Below are 16,068 nucleotides of genomic sequence, written 5' to 3'. Positions count from 1 at the left end.
AATGACAGAAAAAAAGCACGGGGTAATTTACTGGATCGCCGGTCTGGTATCGGTATGCATTCTCATTGGGCTGGATCAATGGACAAAATACCTGGCAGTTACGCACCTGTCCGGACAGGAAGATATCGTTCTGATTCCGAATATCCTTCAGCTGCACTATCTGGAAAACAGGGGAGCAGCCTTCGGGGTGCTGCAGAACCAGCAATGGATCTTTATTATATTATGCCTGCTGTTCCTGGTTTTTGCCGGTTATGCCTATACCGTGATTCCGAAAACAAGACACTATTTTCCGCTGAATTTCATCACGGTTGTGCTTGTCGCAGGAGCCTTCGGAAACCTGATTGACCGTATCCGGCTGAAATACGTGGTGGACTTTGTCTACATCTCAGCCATAGATTTCCCAGTTTTTAACGTAGCGGATATCTACGTCACGGTTTCGGCCGTATTACTGTTTGTATACCTTATTTTTTTCTACAGGGAAGAAGACTTTACCTTTCTGGCTTTAAAAAAGAAGAAAGGACAGTAGCTTATGGAAATCTTTAACCTGACGACAAGTGAACAGGAAAAAAATCTGAGACTGGATAAATATCTTTCGGAACAGCTGAAGGATATTTCCCGGTCTTATTTGCAAAAACTGATCAAGGACGGGGCAGTATCGGTAAACGACACCAGTCAGAAGGCAAATTACCGGCTTCAGACCGGAGACTGTATCCGTGTGTCAATCCCGGACGATATGCAGCCGGACATCGCGGCGGAGGACATTCCTCTTGATATACTTTACGAAGATGACCAGCTACTCGTTGTGAACAAACCGAAGGGAATGGTCGTGCATCCGTCTGCCGGGCATTACAGCCACACGCTCGTAAACGCACTGCTTTACCATTGCGGGAGTACCTTAAGCGGCATCAACGGAGTGCTTCGTCCCGGCATCGTGCATCGGATCGATATGGACACGACGGGTGCACTTGTCGTATGTAAGACGGATCTTGCTCACCAGTCACTCGCGTTACAGCTGCAGGAACATACGATTACGAGACGATACCGTGCGATCGTGCTCCACAATATCAAAGATGACGCCGGCATCGTCGAGGGACCGATCGGGCGCCACCCAACCGACCGGAAGCGCATGGCGGTCAACCGCAGGAACGGCAAATCTGCAGTCACTCATTACAGCGTACTGGAACGTTTTGGGCAGTATACCTACATCGAATGCCGTCTCGAGACCGGACGCACACACCAGATCCGCGTACACATGGCCAGTATCGGACATCCTCTTCTGGGAGATTCGGTATACGGGCCTGCAAAATGTCCGTTTCATCTTCAGGGTCAATGCCTGCACGCGATGGTTCTCGGCTTTCAGCATCCCATCACGGATGAATACATGGAGTTTACCGCACCTATTCCAGAATATTTTGATGAATTGTTACAAAAATTCAGATAAATCATTGTACTTTTTGTGTGAAATGTAGTATAATATAAAAATAATCGTAACAGTTCAGGACGGCGGGGAAATTGGTGCAGAAAGCTGCGTCAAGCTTGCTTGTAAGTCGCTTTTACGCACCAATTTCCACATGGGATGAACATCCGATGCTTCTTGACCGGCTTTTTCGGTCAAGAAGATACGCCGTCCTGAACAGTTACAAATAATCACTACATGCATTGCAGGGGAAGGATGTGTATCGATATGAAAACAAATACTATTGTTACAATCGGAAGACAGTATGGAAGCGGCGGCAGAGAAATCGGCAAGCGCCTGGCAGAAGACCTCGGAATTCCTTATTATGATAAAGAATTGCTGTCAAGAGCAGCGAAAGACAGCGGAATCTGTGAAGAGCTTTTCGAAAATCATGATGAAAAACCGACGAACAGTTTTCTGTACTCACTGGTCATGGATACCTATTCTTTTGGTTATACCTCGGCAGCTTTTTCCGATATGCCGATTAACCAGAAGGTCTTTCTGGCACAGTTTAACGCGATCAAAGCGATCGCCGATGAAGGTCCGTGTGTACTGGTTGGAAGATGTGCTGACTATGCGCTGGAGGAGCGTGACAACTGTCTGAGTGTCTTTATCCATGCTGATCTCAAAACAAGAATCCGTAAGATCGCCGCGAAGTATGACCTGACGGATTCCAAAGCAAAAGATAAGATTACCAAGATAGATAAAAAACGTGCCAGCTACTATAATTACTACAGCAGCAAGAAATGGGGCGATGCCGGAAGTTATAATATGAGTATTGACAGCGGTCTCTTTGGCATAGAGGGCACGATTGAACTCATTAAGCGAGCGATTGAGGAAAAAGAAAAACGATGATCAGACTATGATTTTTTAATCCGGGGAGGCCAGCCGGGGATGTTGCCGTTCAGTACTGCGGAAAACATTCTCTCTCTGGCCCCCGGATTTTCTGCTGTCAGCTGTTTTACCAGATTTTTGGCATACTCCCGTTTCGTATAACCGTCTGCGGGACACGGACTCTTTTCTACCGGAAGATCGTACAGCTTTTGAAAGCCCCTGATATCCATTTCATCAACGAACATCAGAGGGCGGATGACAGTCAGGTCCATTCTGTCCAGGTAAGTTTTGGGTGAAAATGAGTGGAAACGTCCCTCAAAGATCAGGGAGAGCAGCATGGTTTCTATGATATCGTCTTTGTGATGGGCATAGGCAACTTTATTGCAGCCGGTTCTCTTTATGGCTTCGTTCAGTGCGCCTTTACGCATCTTTGCACAGAGTGAACAGGGGTTGGATTCTTTCCGCTCCTCAAAGATGATCCTCGCAATATCCGTTCGCACAATCGTATAGGGTACTTCGAGCGTCTCACAGAGTTTTTGAATGCGTCCGAGTTCAAAGCCCGGATGACCGAGATCGACGGTGATCGCCTCTATAGTAAAAGATTTCGGATAAAAGCGCTTCAGTCCATGCAGTGCATAAAGCATGGTCAGGCTGTCCTTTCCGCCCGATATGCCGACAGCGATCTTATCGCCCTCATCAATCAGCTGATATTCGTCGACGGCTTTCCGCGTATAACTGAGTAATTGCTGTAATTTCATAAGATCCTCCTCTTTGTAAATTATGTCCATCCGATGTGGAAACCGGTACAAAAAATTATACTATAAAATTTTAATGATATCTATGCCAAAAAGCAGATAAACTATGATATGATAAGAAAAACGTTACTATTCACAGCTGATATGGATATATAGACAGACTCGTCATGCTTGCATGTAAGAGGATGACTGTACATCCATATCAAGCCTGCGAAGCAGGAACTCCACCCACATAAGCAGTCTTAGCTCCGTATGGAGCGAGACTGGAGCCTCAAAGAGGCGACGAATGCGCATGTGGGTGGTGGGCTGTGAATAGTAACAGTAAAACTAACTAAAAGCAGGTACATCATATGAAATTTCGCTGGGACAAAAAATATTTATACTGGGGCGCAACGGCATTTGTGGTTCTCGCCGCCGCCATGCTTTTCTATTTTGGAATTTTTCACGTTGATTCCCTCAAATCGCTGTTCAATAAAATATACAGCATTTTACAGCCGCTGATCTACGGTGCCGCCATCGCCTACATTCTGAATCCGCTTGTACGTTTTCTGGAAGAGCAGGTCTTTTTCCGGTTGATTAAAAAGATAGGACGGAGGATTACGGAACGCCTGAAGAAAGTGGTTCGGATGATCTGTGTGATTTTCGTAATTCTGCTTCTCTTCCTTGTTATCTACGGCCTGATCGCGATGATGGTTCCGGAACTGATCAAAAGTATTACCAACATTGTAGAGAATTTTCCGCGTTATATCAGGACGGCAGAGACATGGGTGACGGATCTTCTGAAGGATAACCCGAATCTGGAAGCCTATTCTCTCAGCCTGTTTACGACGATCTCCGACAAGGCGCAGACATGGCTGAACCAGGATCTGCTCCCGCAGATCAATGAGATCGTCAGGAACTTTTCTACCGGTATCTATGATGTGCTGGTATTTCTGAAGAACTTTTTGATCGGCGCCATGATTTCTATATACATGCTGTATGGAAAAGAAATGTTTATCGCACGAGGGAAGCAGTTTCTGTACGCTCTGCGCAGCACACCAGAGAACGCAAACCGTACGATCCGGGACCTTCAGTATGTAGACCGGACTTTCGGAGGCTTTGTTGTGGGGAAGATCGTTGATTCCATGATCATAGGGCTCCTCTGCTACATCGGTATGAGCATCCTGAAACTGCCGTACACGATGCTGATCAGTGTGATTATCGGAATCACGAATGTGATTCCGTTCTTCGGACCGTATATCGGTGCAGTGCCGTCCGCATTCCTCATCCTGCTGATCAACCCGCTTCAGTGCCTCTACTTTATCATCTTTATCCTGGTTCTGCAGCAGTTTGACGGGAATTTTCTCGGTCCTAAGATTCTCGGTGATACCACCGGTCTGTCGAGCTTCATGGTTATCGTTGCCATACTGGTCGGGGGAGGATTGTTCGGAGTCTTTGGCATGTTCGTGGGTGTCCCCGTCTGTGCGGTCATCTGCACGATCATCGGCGACCGGATCCAGGAGCGGCTGAAAAAGAAAAAGCTGCCGGAAGATGTGACTTCCTACCGTGGCATCGATCATCTGGATCAGGACACACATGAACCCGTGTATCAGAACACGATGGAACCTGATACTTCCAAACCGTTCAGCAAAGCCAGAAGAAAAGATGACGATATGCCGGAAGAGGAAACAAAAGACAGAGATCAGGAGGAAGAAGAGTTATGAGACTTGTCATACAGCGTGTAACTGAGGCGAAGGTAACGGTGGAGAGGGAAGTGATCGGCAGTATTTCGAAGGGACTTCTTGTTCTCATCGGGATTTCCGGCGAGGATACCCGTGAGACGGCGGACCGGTATCTGAAAAAACTGATCTCGCTTCGTATCTTCGAGGATGAGAATGGGAAAACGAATCTGTCACTGGAGGATGTCGGCGGGGAACTCCTGTTGATCTCGCAGTTTACCCTCTATGCCAACTGCAGAAAAGGAAACCGTCCGAGTTTCATCGAGGCCGGAGCTCCTCAGATGGCGGAACCTCTCTATGAATATATGATCCGGAAGGCAAAGGAAAGCGTATCTGTTGTCGAGAGCGGAAGCTTCGGTGCGGATATGAAGGTTTCCCTTGTCAATGACGGACCGTTTACGATTGTCTTGGACGAATCAACTCTTTAAAGGATGCGAAGGCATCCTTTTTTCTTTCCCATATTTCTTGGGAACTTTCATAAAAAAGGATATGGTATACTAATTACAATAGTAAAAGTTGCTTAATAATTTCAATATGGGGGGACTGTCGGACAGCTGACAGATTTAATAATATGAATTCAATTGTTATTGTGTTAATTTCCTGGGCGGTGTGCATTGCCCTGTTTATCCTGGGTGTTTATTTCTTAACGAAACACGCCGTATGGTTTGAACGAAATTCTATCAAATTTTTTTGCATTGCCATCATTCTCGGACTTGGCGTCTACCTGTTCGGATATTACTTTCGTGAAGGGGCAGATTTTTCCGATCAGCATTCTTCGGAGTTCTCAGCAGCAAATCTTCTATCATCGGTGGCACTGTCTTTCGTCAGTACTGGTCGTATGTTTATGATGGAGCTGGATATAGGAGAGCTTGGGGTAATCGGAGATGTTCTGATCTACCGTGTGATCTATGGATTCGTTCTGCTGCTTGCAGTCTTCTCCTTGGCTATCGTGGTACTGTCTGTGATCGGCGGTGGTGTACTCAGTAATATCCGGCTGCAGTTTCTGCGGCTTCTGGGTTCCCGTAAAAAATTTTTTATCATCTGCGGTTACCGCAGGGAAATACTGACACTGATTCAGGATCTTCGAAAGCAGCATCCCAAAAATCCAATCCTGCTTCTTCTGAAACGAGAAGAGCTGGATCAGATGGAACATTCAGAAATTCAGGCCATTATGAACCTTGGATGTATCCGAAGTACCTTCAAAAACAATGGTTCCGGTATTTCAACCATTTCAACTTATTGTTTTCCAAAAAGAAAATGTCCAGAACCCATCTGTCTGATTGCGGCAAGTACCAATACTTCCGAAAATGCCGAGACCGCCAGGATCATTTGCGGTGCGCTGACATCACAGCCGGACTATCCGAATCGGGTACAGCTGCACGTGCTCGTAAGCTATGAAGAATCCGAGGAAATGATGTCTCTTGCGTGTCCGCCGTCCTGTGATCTGCACTGGTCTGACCTGGAAGAGCTGGCCTCCCGGCTACTGCTCACGGAATATCCGCTTTGGTATTTTTTGAAAGACACTGACTTTTCAAAGGGATGCCTTCCGATGGAAATCCGGTTTGCTGTCATGGGATATTCTCCGCTTTCCGTCTGGATATGCCGGAATCTGATCACGGAGATGCAGTTTAAAGGCTGCCGCCTGAAGCTTTTCTGGCTGGACGATGGTATAGAAGATAAAGCGGCGTCTTTTAAATATATGAACCCGAAGATTTCTCAGGTGGCCGACATTGTCTGTATCAATGCCCTTCCTTTCGGAAATAAGTTTTTCACATGGCTACAGGAAAATGCTGCATCCTTTCATGGTGTTTTCTGTGTGTACGGGGATGATTCTGTGAACCGGAGAACAGCGGCAGCGTTTCGAAACCTGTTACCTGCTTTCCAGGTTTTTTACCGAGTTCATACATCGACTGTCTTTGATCAGACAGCACATGGAATCTGCTTTGGAACAGAAGAGCAGCTATACAGTGAAACGATTCTTCTGCAGGAAAGCCTTGACCGGCTTGCTATGGCAATTCATGAGTATTACGGCGTCTTCTATGGCATGTCCAGACGTGAAGCCAGAGAGAGCTGGCAGACTGCCTCTGTCTTTGAAAAGCAGTCCAGCAGAAATCTGGCCCTTCATATGCCGCTGAAGCTCTTCAGCATTGGCTATCGGCTGCTGGACGGCACAGGTGAGAGCGATTTTAAAGAATTTGCAGAAAAGAATCCGGCAACCATACAAAACCTGGCATATGGCGAACATCTCCGTTGGTCAGCGTCATTTTATGTGAGAGGCTGGCAGGTAGGTGACGAGCTGTCACTTCCTTCGGGAAAAACCAAGGATCTGTACAGCAAGCGTCATGCCTGTCTCGTTCCCTGGGAGGAACTGCCTGCTGTCAGCAAACAATACAACATCGACTATCAACGCCTCGATGAGCATTTCATCCGAAATATGGAACGCATTGCAAACATTGCCGGATACTGTCTCACAAAACTCTGATACATTTTGGGAGGAGGAATTTTTATGACGGAGAAGAAGCAGTACAGCTATTATGCATTTATCAGCTATAAGCGGGAAGATGAACACTGGGCAAAATGGCTGCAGAATCAGTTGGAGACATATCATATTCCATCCGTCATCCGCAAAAACAACTTAAATGTGCCGAAAAAAATCTACCCCGTATTCAGAGATAAGACCGATCTCACCGGCGGCAAGGTATTAAACGCCCTGCATAAAGAGCTTGAGGAATCACAGTATCTGATTGTTATCTGTTCACCCAAAAGTGCATCCTCCGAATGGGTCAGCAGAGAAATCCAGCATTTTATAGAGCTGGGGCAGGAAGATAATATCATTCCCTTTATTGTGGAGGGGGAACCGTTTTCAAAAGACATCGACAGGGAATGTTACCCGGAAGCGCTCAAAAAAGAGATGTCCACGGAGCTTCTCGGCATCAGCGTAGATGAGCTTGGAAAACACAAGGCGTTCCTGCGTGTCGTAGCGACACTTCTGAACCTCAAATTCGACCAACTCGTGATGCGTGACCGGAAACGGCGCAAAAGGCGGCGTATTGCAACCGCTGCCGCGGTCTGTGTCGCGGCAGTACTTTCCTTTGCCGGAATCTGGTACTATGTTCCCCACTGCAGCTATTATCAGGATTTTGTCTATCAGAATGAAGTTCCGCAGGGGATCGGGAAACTATCCTACAACCAGCGGAAAAAAAGCTTCGACTGCTACCGCATCGTCACACAGATGGGGCGTGTCACCAGACTTGAGCATGTTAATTCTGCCGGAACTCCGACAATGCTTCAACAAAATGATTTCATGACAGAAAATCCTATGATTGTCTGCTTCTATTATGAAGGCAGGCGTATCTCCAGAGCGGAATACCGGAACCGGCATGAGACGATACTGCTTGTAAAGGACTACACTTCCAATTTAAAGGCCGTTGATTTTCTGCAGGCCGCTGACAGCAGCCAGACGTCAGCGCTCTCCTCAGACCAGACCAGTCTGAAGAACACCCTGTATACAGATCAGGGGAGACTTCCACAGGACAGCAAAAGTGAAATCACGCGGCATATCAATACATACGACGAGCACGGTTATCTGATCCAGGTGCAGTTTATGAGAGATAATCAGAACACCCCTGCCAGTGACAGCAGCGGTATCTGTGGAATGCAGTATGAACGTGATGAAAAAGGGCGGGTTTTAAAAATAATATATCTGGATGAAAACGGCAGTCCCCGAAGCTCCAGACATGGAGTCGCTGCAAGAACATTTACCTATGACAGCACCGGTAATCTGACAGATGTGATTTTTCTGGATTCGGCAGGACAGCCGGTGAGAGGTGAAGATCGCTATGCCCGCTATCACGCGGAGTATGACGCGTACGGTAATTGTATACAGGAGGAATATTTTAACGAAAACGGTGAACCGGATTATAATCATCTCGGTTATGCAAAAGCAAAAGCCCGATATGACGGCCGCGGTTTCCAGACCTTGTATCAGGTCTACTCCCCTAATGGGACGCCGGTTGCTGAAAAAGAACAAGGCGTCCATGCGTCGGAGAAAACCTACGATGAACACGGATATATTACCAGACAGATTTACTATGATGTTTCCATGAACCCGGTAAACGGGAAAGACGGGTATGCTCAGGTTGAGTGTCTCTTTGATGCTGATGGCAATCTCAGAGAAACCTGGTACTATGATGCCGACGGGGAGCTGACGTATGATAATACTGCCATCTGCGGAACAAGAGCCGAGTATAATGAAAGTGGCTGTAACACAGAGATTTCTTTTTATGACACGGGCGGTCAGCCGTCTACGTCCAGTTCCGGTATCGCCTCCATCCGAAGAGAATACGATGAGAATAGCCGCCTGACCAGTGAACGGTACTTCGCTGCCGACGGAAATCCGACTCACGAGAATACCGGCTGCTCTTCCGTCATATGGTCTTATGACCGGAAAGGCAATCTGATCCAGAAAAATGTCTATGATGTGAATCAAAAGGCATGCGTAAACAGTTCCGGATATCATCAGACTGTCTATACTTACGATGAAAAAGGAAATCAAACCTCTATCTCTTACTATGACCAAAGCCTTCAGCCTGCCATCAACAGCAGCGGCTATCATAAGGTCGTGATGCAGTACGACGAAAAAGGGAATTGTATTCAGGAGGAGTATTACGGCGTAGACGAACAGTTGGTGCGGCTTCCTGATAAGAGATATGCCATGGCAAAATATCAATACGATGAATATGGAAATACGATCCTTCGCGCCTACTATAATGAGCTCGAAAAACCTGCAGACTGCAAGGACGGTTATTGTACAGAAGAGCTGCAGTATGATGCCTATGGAAATTGCATCAGCAATACACAGTATTCACTGCAGCATCACACGCCAAATGGATATCGGACAATCCTGTACACATATGATACGCGCGGGAACCTGATTGAAAAAAGCTTTCTGGATGATCAGGGCAATCCCTGCTATAACAACAAAAACATTGCATATTATGTCTACACCTATGATGAGAAAGACCGCAGGACTGACACCCGCCTGTATGATGTAAATCGAAAGCTCACTGATGTGGAAGGCTATGCATCGGAACAGATTGTCTATGATGAAAAAGACCGTTATACCCAGGTTGCATATTTTGATGCATCCGGGCAGCCCTGCAGCCTTGATTATCCTGCAAAAATCATTTTTGCATACGACCAAAGGGGGAATGAAGCTAAAAGGGCTTATCTGGACAAGGAAGGCCGGCTCAGTTCTGATAATGCATACCAATATGCTATTGTTGCGTATCGCTATAATGACCGCGGAAACCGCCTTGAGGAAGCCTATTACGATGAGAACGAGCAGTTATGTATGACTCAGAATAATTATGCAAAGGCCAGTTATGAATATGATATTTTTGGAAATGTGACACGGATTGATTACTATGGTACAGACGGAGCGCCGGTGCTTACCAACGCGGGTTATACAGCAAAAACCACCGAATATGACAGCCGTGGAAACGCGGTCTTTGAATCTTACTTCGGAACAAACGGTCAGCCCCTGCCAGGCTCCAAAGATTGCCCGAGCCGGACGGAGTATCAATATGACTCCGCTGGTTCTAAAATAAAAACCATTTATTATGACAGCAGAGGCAAGGTCATAGAACAGACCAGCTATCTGATCATTATGCAGGAAATTATTGAAGGCTCGCAGGCTGAGCGGCTGGGCATACAAAATGATGATATCCTGATCGAAATCGGCACATGGAATTATTCGGAACATCCGAATCTGACAAGTGAAGTTCTTTCCAGGCTGGAAGCTATCCTGAGTGATGGATACCGCCCGCCTGTCGATCTGACATTCTGCCGAAAATCAGAAGGTGACGTTTATACCTTTTACACGGTCCACTTGCAGGGCGCCGAACAGGCGGTTATTGGCACCAGATTTTTAGATGAACCCTGTTCACAGCGCACACGGGATGCGATCGAAGAGCAATATCTCGTATGGCTTACAAAAACGAAGGAGGAAAACCCATGAAAAGTGCAAATCCAAGAGACTATTATCACCCGCAGGACAAGTCTGCGCTGGATTCTCTGAAACAGGTTCCCGGCTTTTCCATGGCTCTGAAAGCATTCATGAAGGTCTTCAATGAAAATATGATTCATGGCCTTAACATGTCCAACAAAATACGTATCAGTGACGGGCAGCTTCCCGATCTGTACCGGCTGCTTCCGCCGATCTGTCAAAAGCTGGGGATTCGGGAGCCGGAATTCTATCTGGAGATGGATCCGGCGCCGAACGCCTATACGTTTGGAGATACCATAATTTCCATTACCGTCACGTCCGGTCTGGTCGACTTGATGAATGAGGAAGAAATCAGCACCGTTCTGGCACATGAATGCGGCCATATTGCATGTCACCATGTCCTGTACCATACTATGGCACGCATGGTTCTCGGAACCGGGGCAAATCTGCTCGGACTGGATATGCTGACAACAGCGCTGCAGTTTGCACTGTTTCACTGGGAGCGCTGCAGTGAATTTTCCTGCGACCGGGCGGCGGCAATCTATATGGAGGATTCTGCGTCGGTAGCGCGCGTGATGTCCCTGTTAGCTTCAGGAAGCCAGAAAATCTCTTCTCAGATCAATATGGGGCTTTATATGGAACAGGCTGCAGAATACCGGCAGCTCCTGAACCGCTCCACCTGGGATAAGGCGCTGCAGTATCTGGCGCTGATGAATCAAAACCATCCTTTTTTATCTGTGCGCGCAGCCGAAATACAGGACTGGTGCAGTACAAAAAATTTTCATAATATCATGCGTTATATGCACGAGGAAGCTCCTGATGATGGCATCTGTCCGGGATGTGCAGCACCGGTCGAAAAGGAATGGACATTCTGCAGAAACTGCGGAAAAAAACTGTAACTGATATTTTTCAAAAGAAATCGGAGGTCTGACATGTTAAAACTATTTAATGAGGAAACGGGTTATCTGATCATTGACGAGCTTGCAATGGAGCGTGAAAGCTACAAAAAAGTGATCGCAGACAACATCATCACACCAGACGAGCTCAGAGAGCAGGCGGAGCTGGTCGTCTCGTATCTGCAGAGGCTGGATGCGAAACTGGATGAAGAGGAAAAGAAACTGGTAACAGATCTGCTCTGTGAACTGGCGGTTCTCTATGAACTGAGTTCCCTTGCAAAGGAATAGGAGGGTGTTTATATGGGTACGTTTAATTCAACAAAATTTATACCAACCGCATTGACGGATTATGAAGCAGTCATTACAAGGGCAGAAGAGTATTTTCAGAGTATTGGTTATTCTTTCAGCCGGGGCGAATGCGCCATGGGCAATTATTTCAGTCTCAGCAAAGGCGGCGTATTCAAAGCCGTTCTTGGAATGAAGACTGCTTTAAATGTAGAATTAACTCCGATGACGGGAGGTGTTTCCGTGGCAGCAAAGGTCGGTATCTTCGGACAACAGCTGATTCCCTCTGTTATTTCGGCATTCTTTTTATGGCCGGTCCTGCTGACTCAGATCACAGGCATGGTACAGCAGTCACAGCTGGATGAACAGGTCATTCAGTTTGTCGAACAGACGATCCGCCAGATTGAGTATACCGCTCCGCAGGCGAACAGTGCACCAACACAGGCTTCCGGAAGCTTCTGCACCAATTGCGGCGCTTCCATTCCCGAGGGCGCCAGGTTCTGCTGCGGATGCGGCGCCAAGACGGAAGTGTGATTATCAAGGAGTAGTAGAAAGGAGTATCGTATGCATTGGAAAAAAACCGGTTTCAAAAAGTACCCGTTGCTTGGTTTCCTGGTATGTATGATTCTCGTGTCTTTTACTTACGTTAATGCCGATCATAAAGACAAAGAACCAAAAATCAAGAAGACTGCCGAAGAGGAAACAGAAAACACTGTATGGAAAAATGAAAATTTTAAAGAGATCGTCCTCGATCAGTGAGCATTTTATCTGCCGAGCGAGATGGAGATACTGCGCGGGGACGTTGATTCAACCGCTGTAGCATCTGCCGGATTAGGCGATTTGCTCTTTATGTTTATGGAGACCTCTACCGGGGATGGATTTTCTTTAAATGCGGCAGATGACGCAACCAAAAAAGCTTATCAAAAAGCGCTGACAGAAAGCAACGAGATCCCTATCATTTCTTCCGGATATGCCGAACTTGGGCAGGCCGTGTATCTGGCCATGACACATTATAATCCGGACAATGAGTGTCTTCAGTTAACCTTACATACCGTACAAAACGGACATTCCTTCTGCATCACGGTATCGGCAAAAGACAGAGACATTGATGCTGAAGCAACGGAGCTGGCGTGTATGATCGCAGGCACCTTGCATGACAAGGAGGTGTGAGCATGAAAAAATACTGTATGCGCATCTTAGCGTTTGGATTAACATTTGCTATGCTGGTTTCAAATAGTGCGCTCGCCGTAGCTGCCGATTCTGTACCATCGGCTTCAGAATCTGCACCCTTATCCGACCTTTCTGAACAAAACACGCAAAAGGACCAGGAAGCAGAAACAGTGAAAGCGATTGTAAATGAAGCGAAAGATACGGCAGAAAAGCATGAAGCGCCTTCTCCCGATGCGGCTGAGAAAACAACTGCAGAACCCGCCGCAGATAAATCTGTTACTGCGGAATCTGATGTTAAGAACCCCGATGCTGAAAACCCTGATTCCCAAAAAACTGACCCGGATTCAACGAATCATGAACCTTCTGCAGAAACAGCGGGGAACAAGGAAGAGGAGAACAAAGAAAAAGAAGTCACATCTGAGGAGAACAAAACAGAGGAAGCCGGCGCTGATGATCCTCAGACGAAGGAATCCGGCACAGAGGATGCTGCTGCCGAAGATACTGCTGCCGGCATCTCTGCCGAAAAGCCAAAAGATACCCCTGATCCTGCAGCTGAAAAGACCACGCCCAAAGATGTAAGCGAAAATGGTGCGGTCAAACAGCCGAAAGCAATCAGTAAATCAGCTCCTGCTGCTGCAGCGTCCATCACTTTGCCCTTTGCCTATTCAGAGATTCTTAGTATCGACGGGAACTGGATACAAGGCGTTACCGCAAATGGATATCGTTTTGATATAAGAAGAAATGCAGAGCTGGCGCCTCCGGATCCGGAAAAGGATGAATATCATGGCGGTGCAGGATGGAGAATTGATCTCAATGACCCTTTGTACAGTTGGTATTATTTTGGAGGGGAGGGGTCTATTCTCGCAGACAGCTTATTTCTTTATACTCCAGGTGGGTATTTAGACGTTGATGGGTATCGATGTGACTATAGCCCGATATGGATCGCTGAGTGGCTGGACAGTACTACTGGTGAACCGGGTACCTTTAAAGGCTATTATTATGATTTCTGGGGAACCTTTGGATTTATTCCCCCGATGCCTCCGGGATATACGTTTGTACCAGGCAATCCTGTACCGAATCCGCCGGAGCCCGAACCCGAACCGGAGCCCGAGCCGGAGCCCGAACCGGAGCCCGAACCCGAACCGGCGCCTGATCCGGAACCTGAGCCGGAAAAACCAGAGGTGGATAAGGAAAGATTAAAAAATTTGTATGAGAATGCCGACAGCAGTTACAAAAACCAGAGAAAAGGCACCGACAGCGAACCCTTTATGGAAACATCGTGGAAGCGTTTTTTGACAGCCAAGAAGACCGCAAACAGTGTGCTTCGCAATGAGAATGCTACCCAGGAAGAGGTTGACGCCGCTTATGATCTGCTTTTGGAAGCAGAAAATAAGCTGGCAGATCCCACCCAGCTTACCGCATTGATAAAGCTTAGCCGGATCTATCTGGAATATGGCGGATATGATTTAAAATTATACAAACCATATTTTACAACGGCCAGTATGATCAACCTGAAAACTGAGATAGAAAATGCCGAAAAGATCCTGAAAAATAAAGATGCCGATACGCCAATGCTCAATGCGGCATATAAACGCCTGATAGCAGTGTTTTGGCAATTACTTCCAAACGAAGGTGCCGAATATAATTTTCAAAATCTTGACTGGTTGAAAGAGAAATTATATGAGATTGCAGAAGCACAGATGGGAACTTCCACCCCCCTTTCCGCAGTTAACCCTCTCGTGAATTATACGGCTTCAGAAGATACCGGTAATGATCAGACGATTACAAATGATGTTATTCTGAAAAAGGCTATCGAAAAAATGAAAAGCGAGTACGACAAGCTGGATTCTGTCAGAAAGCTGCAGGTGCTGGGATTAAAAAGTGTCCTGGATCTACTGGAGATCGCCGCCAACTATACAGGTGACAGGGATACCATGGGCGTGGATGTGGCATCCTGGGATATCGTAGAGGCGCTTACAAAAAATGCATCCGGAAATATTCCTGCTTACAGTGAATGGATTTCAGATGGATATACGATGATGCTCAGATGGATCACCTTTCAGTCAGGAAAAACACAAAGAGACGCTCTGGCTGAAAAAGCCGGACTTACGTTAATGGAACGAAGCTTATTGGCGGATGAAGAACAGCCGGGTATGCTGTTCAAGAGTTATGATAAATACACAGCGTTAGAATAATCGGAGCAAACTGTGCCCGGACTTAGGAAAAGTAGAATTTTGCAAAAACTGATTGGAAAGCCATTTGACATTCTGTATAATATACTTATACGGAATTGCCGAATGGCTTTTCAGGGGAGGGATTCACAATGATACGAGTTATGATTATCGAGGATGATCAGGATTTTGCCTACCTGATCTGCAAAAAACTGTCCATCGCTGAGGATATGATAATAGCTGGCACATATGGGGAGGTCTCCGACGATATCATAACGGATGCCGCACAGCATGCCGATGTCGTCCTTCTGGATCTCAATCTGTCCGGGAATCTTGAGGAAGATGAATTTGATGGTGTGCGGATCGCAAAAAAAATACGCGGACAGACGGATGCGAAAATCCTGATTCTCACCGCATATGAATCCCCCGGTATCGTTATGAGATCCAGTATGGATGCGTTTGCCTCAGGTTATCTCTACAAGAGCAATCATGTGATGCTGCTGTCTGCGATCCGGGATGTCTTTTATGAGCGGAATCCGGAAGGAATCTATATCTGCGCATCACTTTTAAAAAAATTGACCTTTGCTGAGCGGTACACTTTAATGAATTACCTGGGTTACGACGTGGAGATACATTCTACTGCCAAAACAAAATCCAATCAGATTTCCTCTATCGTCCAGAAGCTGGGGGTCGAGAAGCCGTCTGATTTATTTCATGTGTTTAAAAACTATCCGAATCTGATGAGTCTTAACATCGATTAATCCATTGAGAAGGAG

15 protein-coding genes are annotated in these 16,068 nt (G+C 46.6%); 14 read left to right on the top strand and 1 reads right to left on the bottom strand.

Features of this window, described 5'->3' with window-relative positions; all coding sequences use genetic code 11:
- The first annotated feature begins 1 nt into the window (after position 1).
- The 3 genes from lspA to NQ502_RS19025 all read left to right on the top strand — a co-directional run bounded on the left by lspA (position 2) and on the right by NQ502_RS19025 (position 2,311).
- Positions 2-526 carry a signal peptidase II gene (lspA, locus tag NQ502_RS19035; protein WP_044983515.1) on the top strand — a complete coding sequence of 175 codons (525 nt, stop codon included), beginning with the start codon at positions 2-4 and terminating at the stop codon, positions 524-526.
- A 3-nt stretch (positions 527-529) separates the two neighbouring features.
- Entirely contained in the window at positions 530-1,441 is a 912-nt protein-coding gene (locus NQ502_RS19030) for an RluA family pseudouridine synthase (RefSeq protein WP_028529764.1), read from the top strand.
- Between the two features lie 243 nt (positions 1,442-1,684).
- Entirely contained in the window at positions 1,685-2,311 is a 627-nt protein-coding gene (locus NQ502_RS19025; RefSeq protein ID WP_028529765.1) for a cytidylate kinase-like family protein, read from the top strand.
- Positions 2,312-2,316: 5 nt separating this feature from the next.
- Here NQ502_RS19025 and NQ502_RS19020 read toward each other — a convergent pair whose 3' ends face one another.
- The gene (locus NQ502_RS19020; protein ID WP_028529766.1) at positions 2,317-3,048 is read right to left on the bottom strand and encodes a tRNA lysidine(34) synthetase; all 732 of its coding nucleotides are present in this window, start codon (positions 3,046-3,048) and stop codon (positions 2,317-2,319) included.
- A 347-nt stretch (positions 3,049-3,395) separates the two neighbouring features.
- Between NQ502_RS19020 and NQ502_RS19015 the strand changes: the two genes are divergently transcribed.
- The 11 genes from NQ502_RS19015 (at position 3,396) to NQ502_RS18965 (ending at position 16,053) form a co-directional block, all read left to right on the top strand.
- On the top strand, positions 3,396-4,748 hold the full coding sequence (locus NQ502_RS19015) for an AI-2E family transporter (protein ID WP_028528029.1): 1,353 nt from the start codon (positions 3,396-3,398) through the stop codon (positions 4,746-4,748).
- Entirely contained in the window at positions 4,745-5,191 is a 447-nt protein-coding gene (dtd, locus tag NQ502_RS19010; protein ID WP_028528028.1) for a D-aminoacyl-tRNA deacylase, read from the top strand. Before NQ502_RS19015 ends, dtd begins: the two co-directional genes overlap by 4 nt.
- 143 nt (positions 5,192-5,334) lie before the next feature.
- Positions 5,335-7,245 (top strand): hypothetical protein, encoded by a 1,911-nt coding sequence (locus tag NQ502_RS19005; RefSeq protein WP_028528027.1) that lies wholly within the window; start codon positions 5,335-5,337, stop codon positions 7,243-7,245.
- Between the two features lie 24 nt (positions 7,246-7,269).
- Positions 7,270-10,782 (top strand): TIR domain-containing protein, encoded by a 3,513-nt coding sequence (locus NQ502_RS19000; RefSeq protein ID WP_049898067.1) that lies wholly within the window; start codon positions 7,270-7,272, stop codon positions 10,780-10,782.
- Positions 10,779-11,669, top strand: a complete 891-nt coding sequence (locus NQ502_RS18995; RefSeq protein WP_028528026.1) for a M48 family metallopeptidase — start codon at positions 10,779-10,781, stop codon at positions 11,667-11,669. The genes NQ502_RS19000 and NQ502_RS18995 overlap by 4 nt, the downstream gene beginning before the upstream one ends.
- Before the next feature lie 33 nt (positions 11,670-11,702).
- Positions 11,703-11,954 (top strand): hypothetical protein, encoded by a 252-nt coding sequence (locus tag NQ502_RS18990; RefSeq protein ID WP_028528025.1) that lies wholly within the window; start codon positions 11,703-11,705, stop codon positions 11,952-11,954.
- Between the two features lie 12 nt (positions 11,955-11,966).
- The gene (locus tag NQ502_RS18985; RefSeq protein ID WP_028528024.1) at positions 11,967-12,485 is read left to right on the top strand and encodes a zinc ribbon domain-containing protein; all 519 of its coding nucleotides are present in this window, start codon (positions 11,967-11,969) and stop codon (positions 12,483-12,485) included.
- Between the two features lie 30 nt (positions 12,486-12,515).
- Positions 12,516-12,710: a hypothetical protein gene (locus NQ502_RS18980; RefSeq protein ID WP_028528023.1), complete on the top strand. Its 195-nt coding sequence runs from the start codon at positions 12,516-12,518 to the stop codon at positions 12,708-12,710.
- 90 nt (positions 12,711-12,800) lie between these two features.
- Positions 12,801-13,121 (top strand): hypothetical protein, encoded by a 321-nt coding sequence (locus NQ502_RS18975; RefSeq protein WP_028528022.1) that lies wholly within the window; start codon positions 12,801-12,803, stop codon positions 13,119-13,121.
- Between the two features lie 2 nt (positions 13,122-13,123).
- On the top strand, positions 13,124-15,316 hold the full coding sequence (locus NQ502_RS18970; protein WP_028528021.1) for a hypothetical protein: 2,193 nt from the start codon (positions 13,124-13,126) through the stop codon (positions 15,314-15,316).
- Positions 15,317-15,444: 128 nt separating this feature from the next.
- Positions 15,445-16,053 (top strand): response regulator, encoded by a 609-nt coding sequence (locus NQ502_RS18965; protein WP_028528020.1) that lies wholly within the window; start codon positions 15,445-15,447, stop codon positions 16,051-16,053.
- Positions 16,054-16,068: the final 15 nt, after the last annotated feature.

Source organism: Ruminococcus gauvreauii, from assembly GCF_025151995.1.
Taxonomy (GTDB): domain Bacteria; phylum Bacillota; class Clostridia; order Lachnospirales; family Lachnospiraceae; genus Ruminococcus_G; species Ruminococcus_G gauvreauii.
Note: the sequence above shows the minus strand (reverse complement) of the source record. Positions and strands in the feature narration are given on the sequence as shown.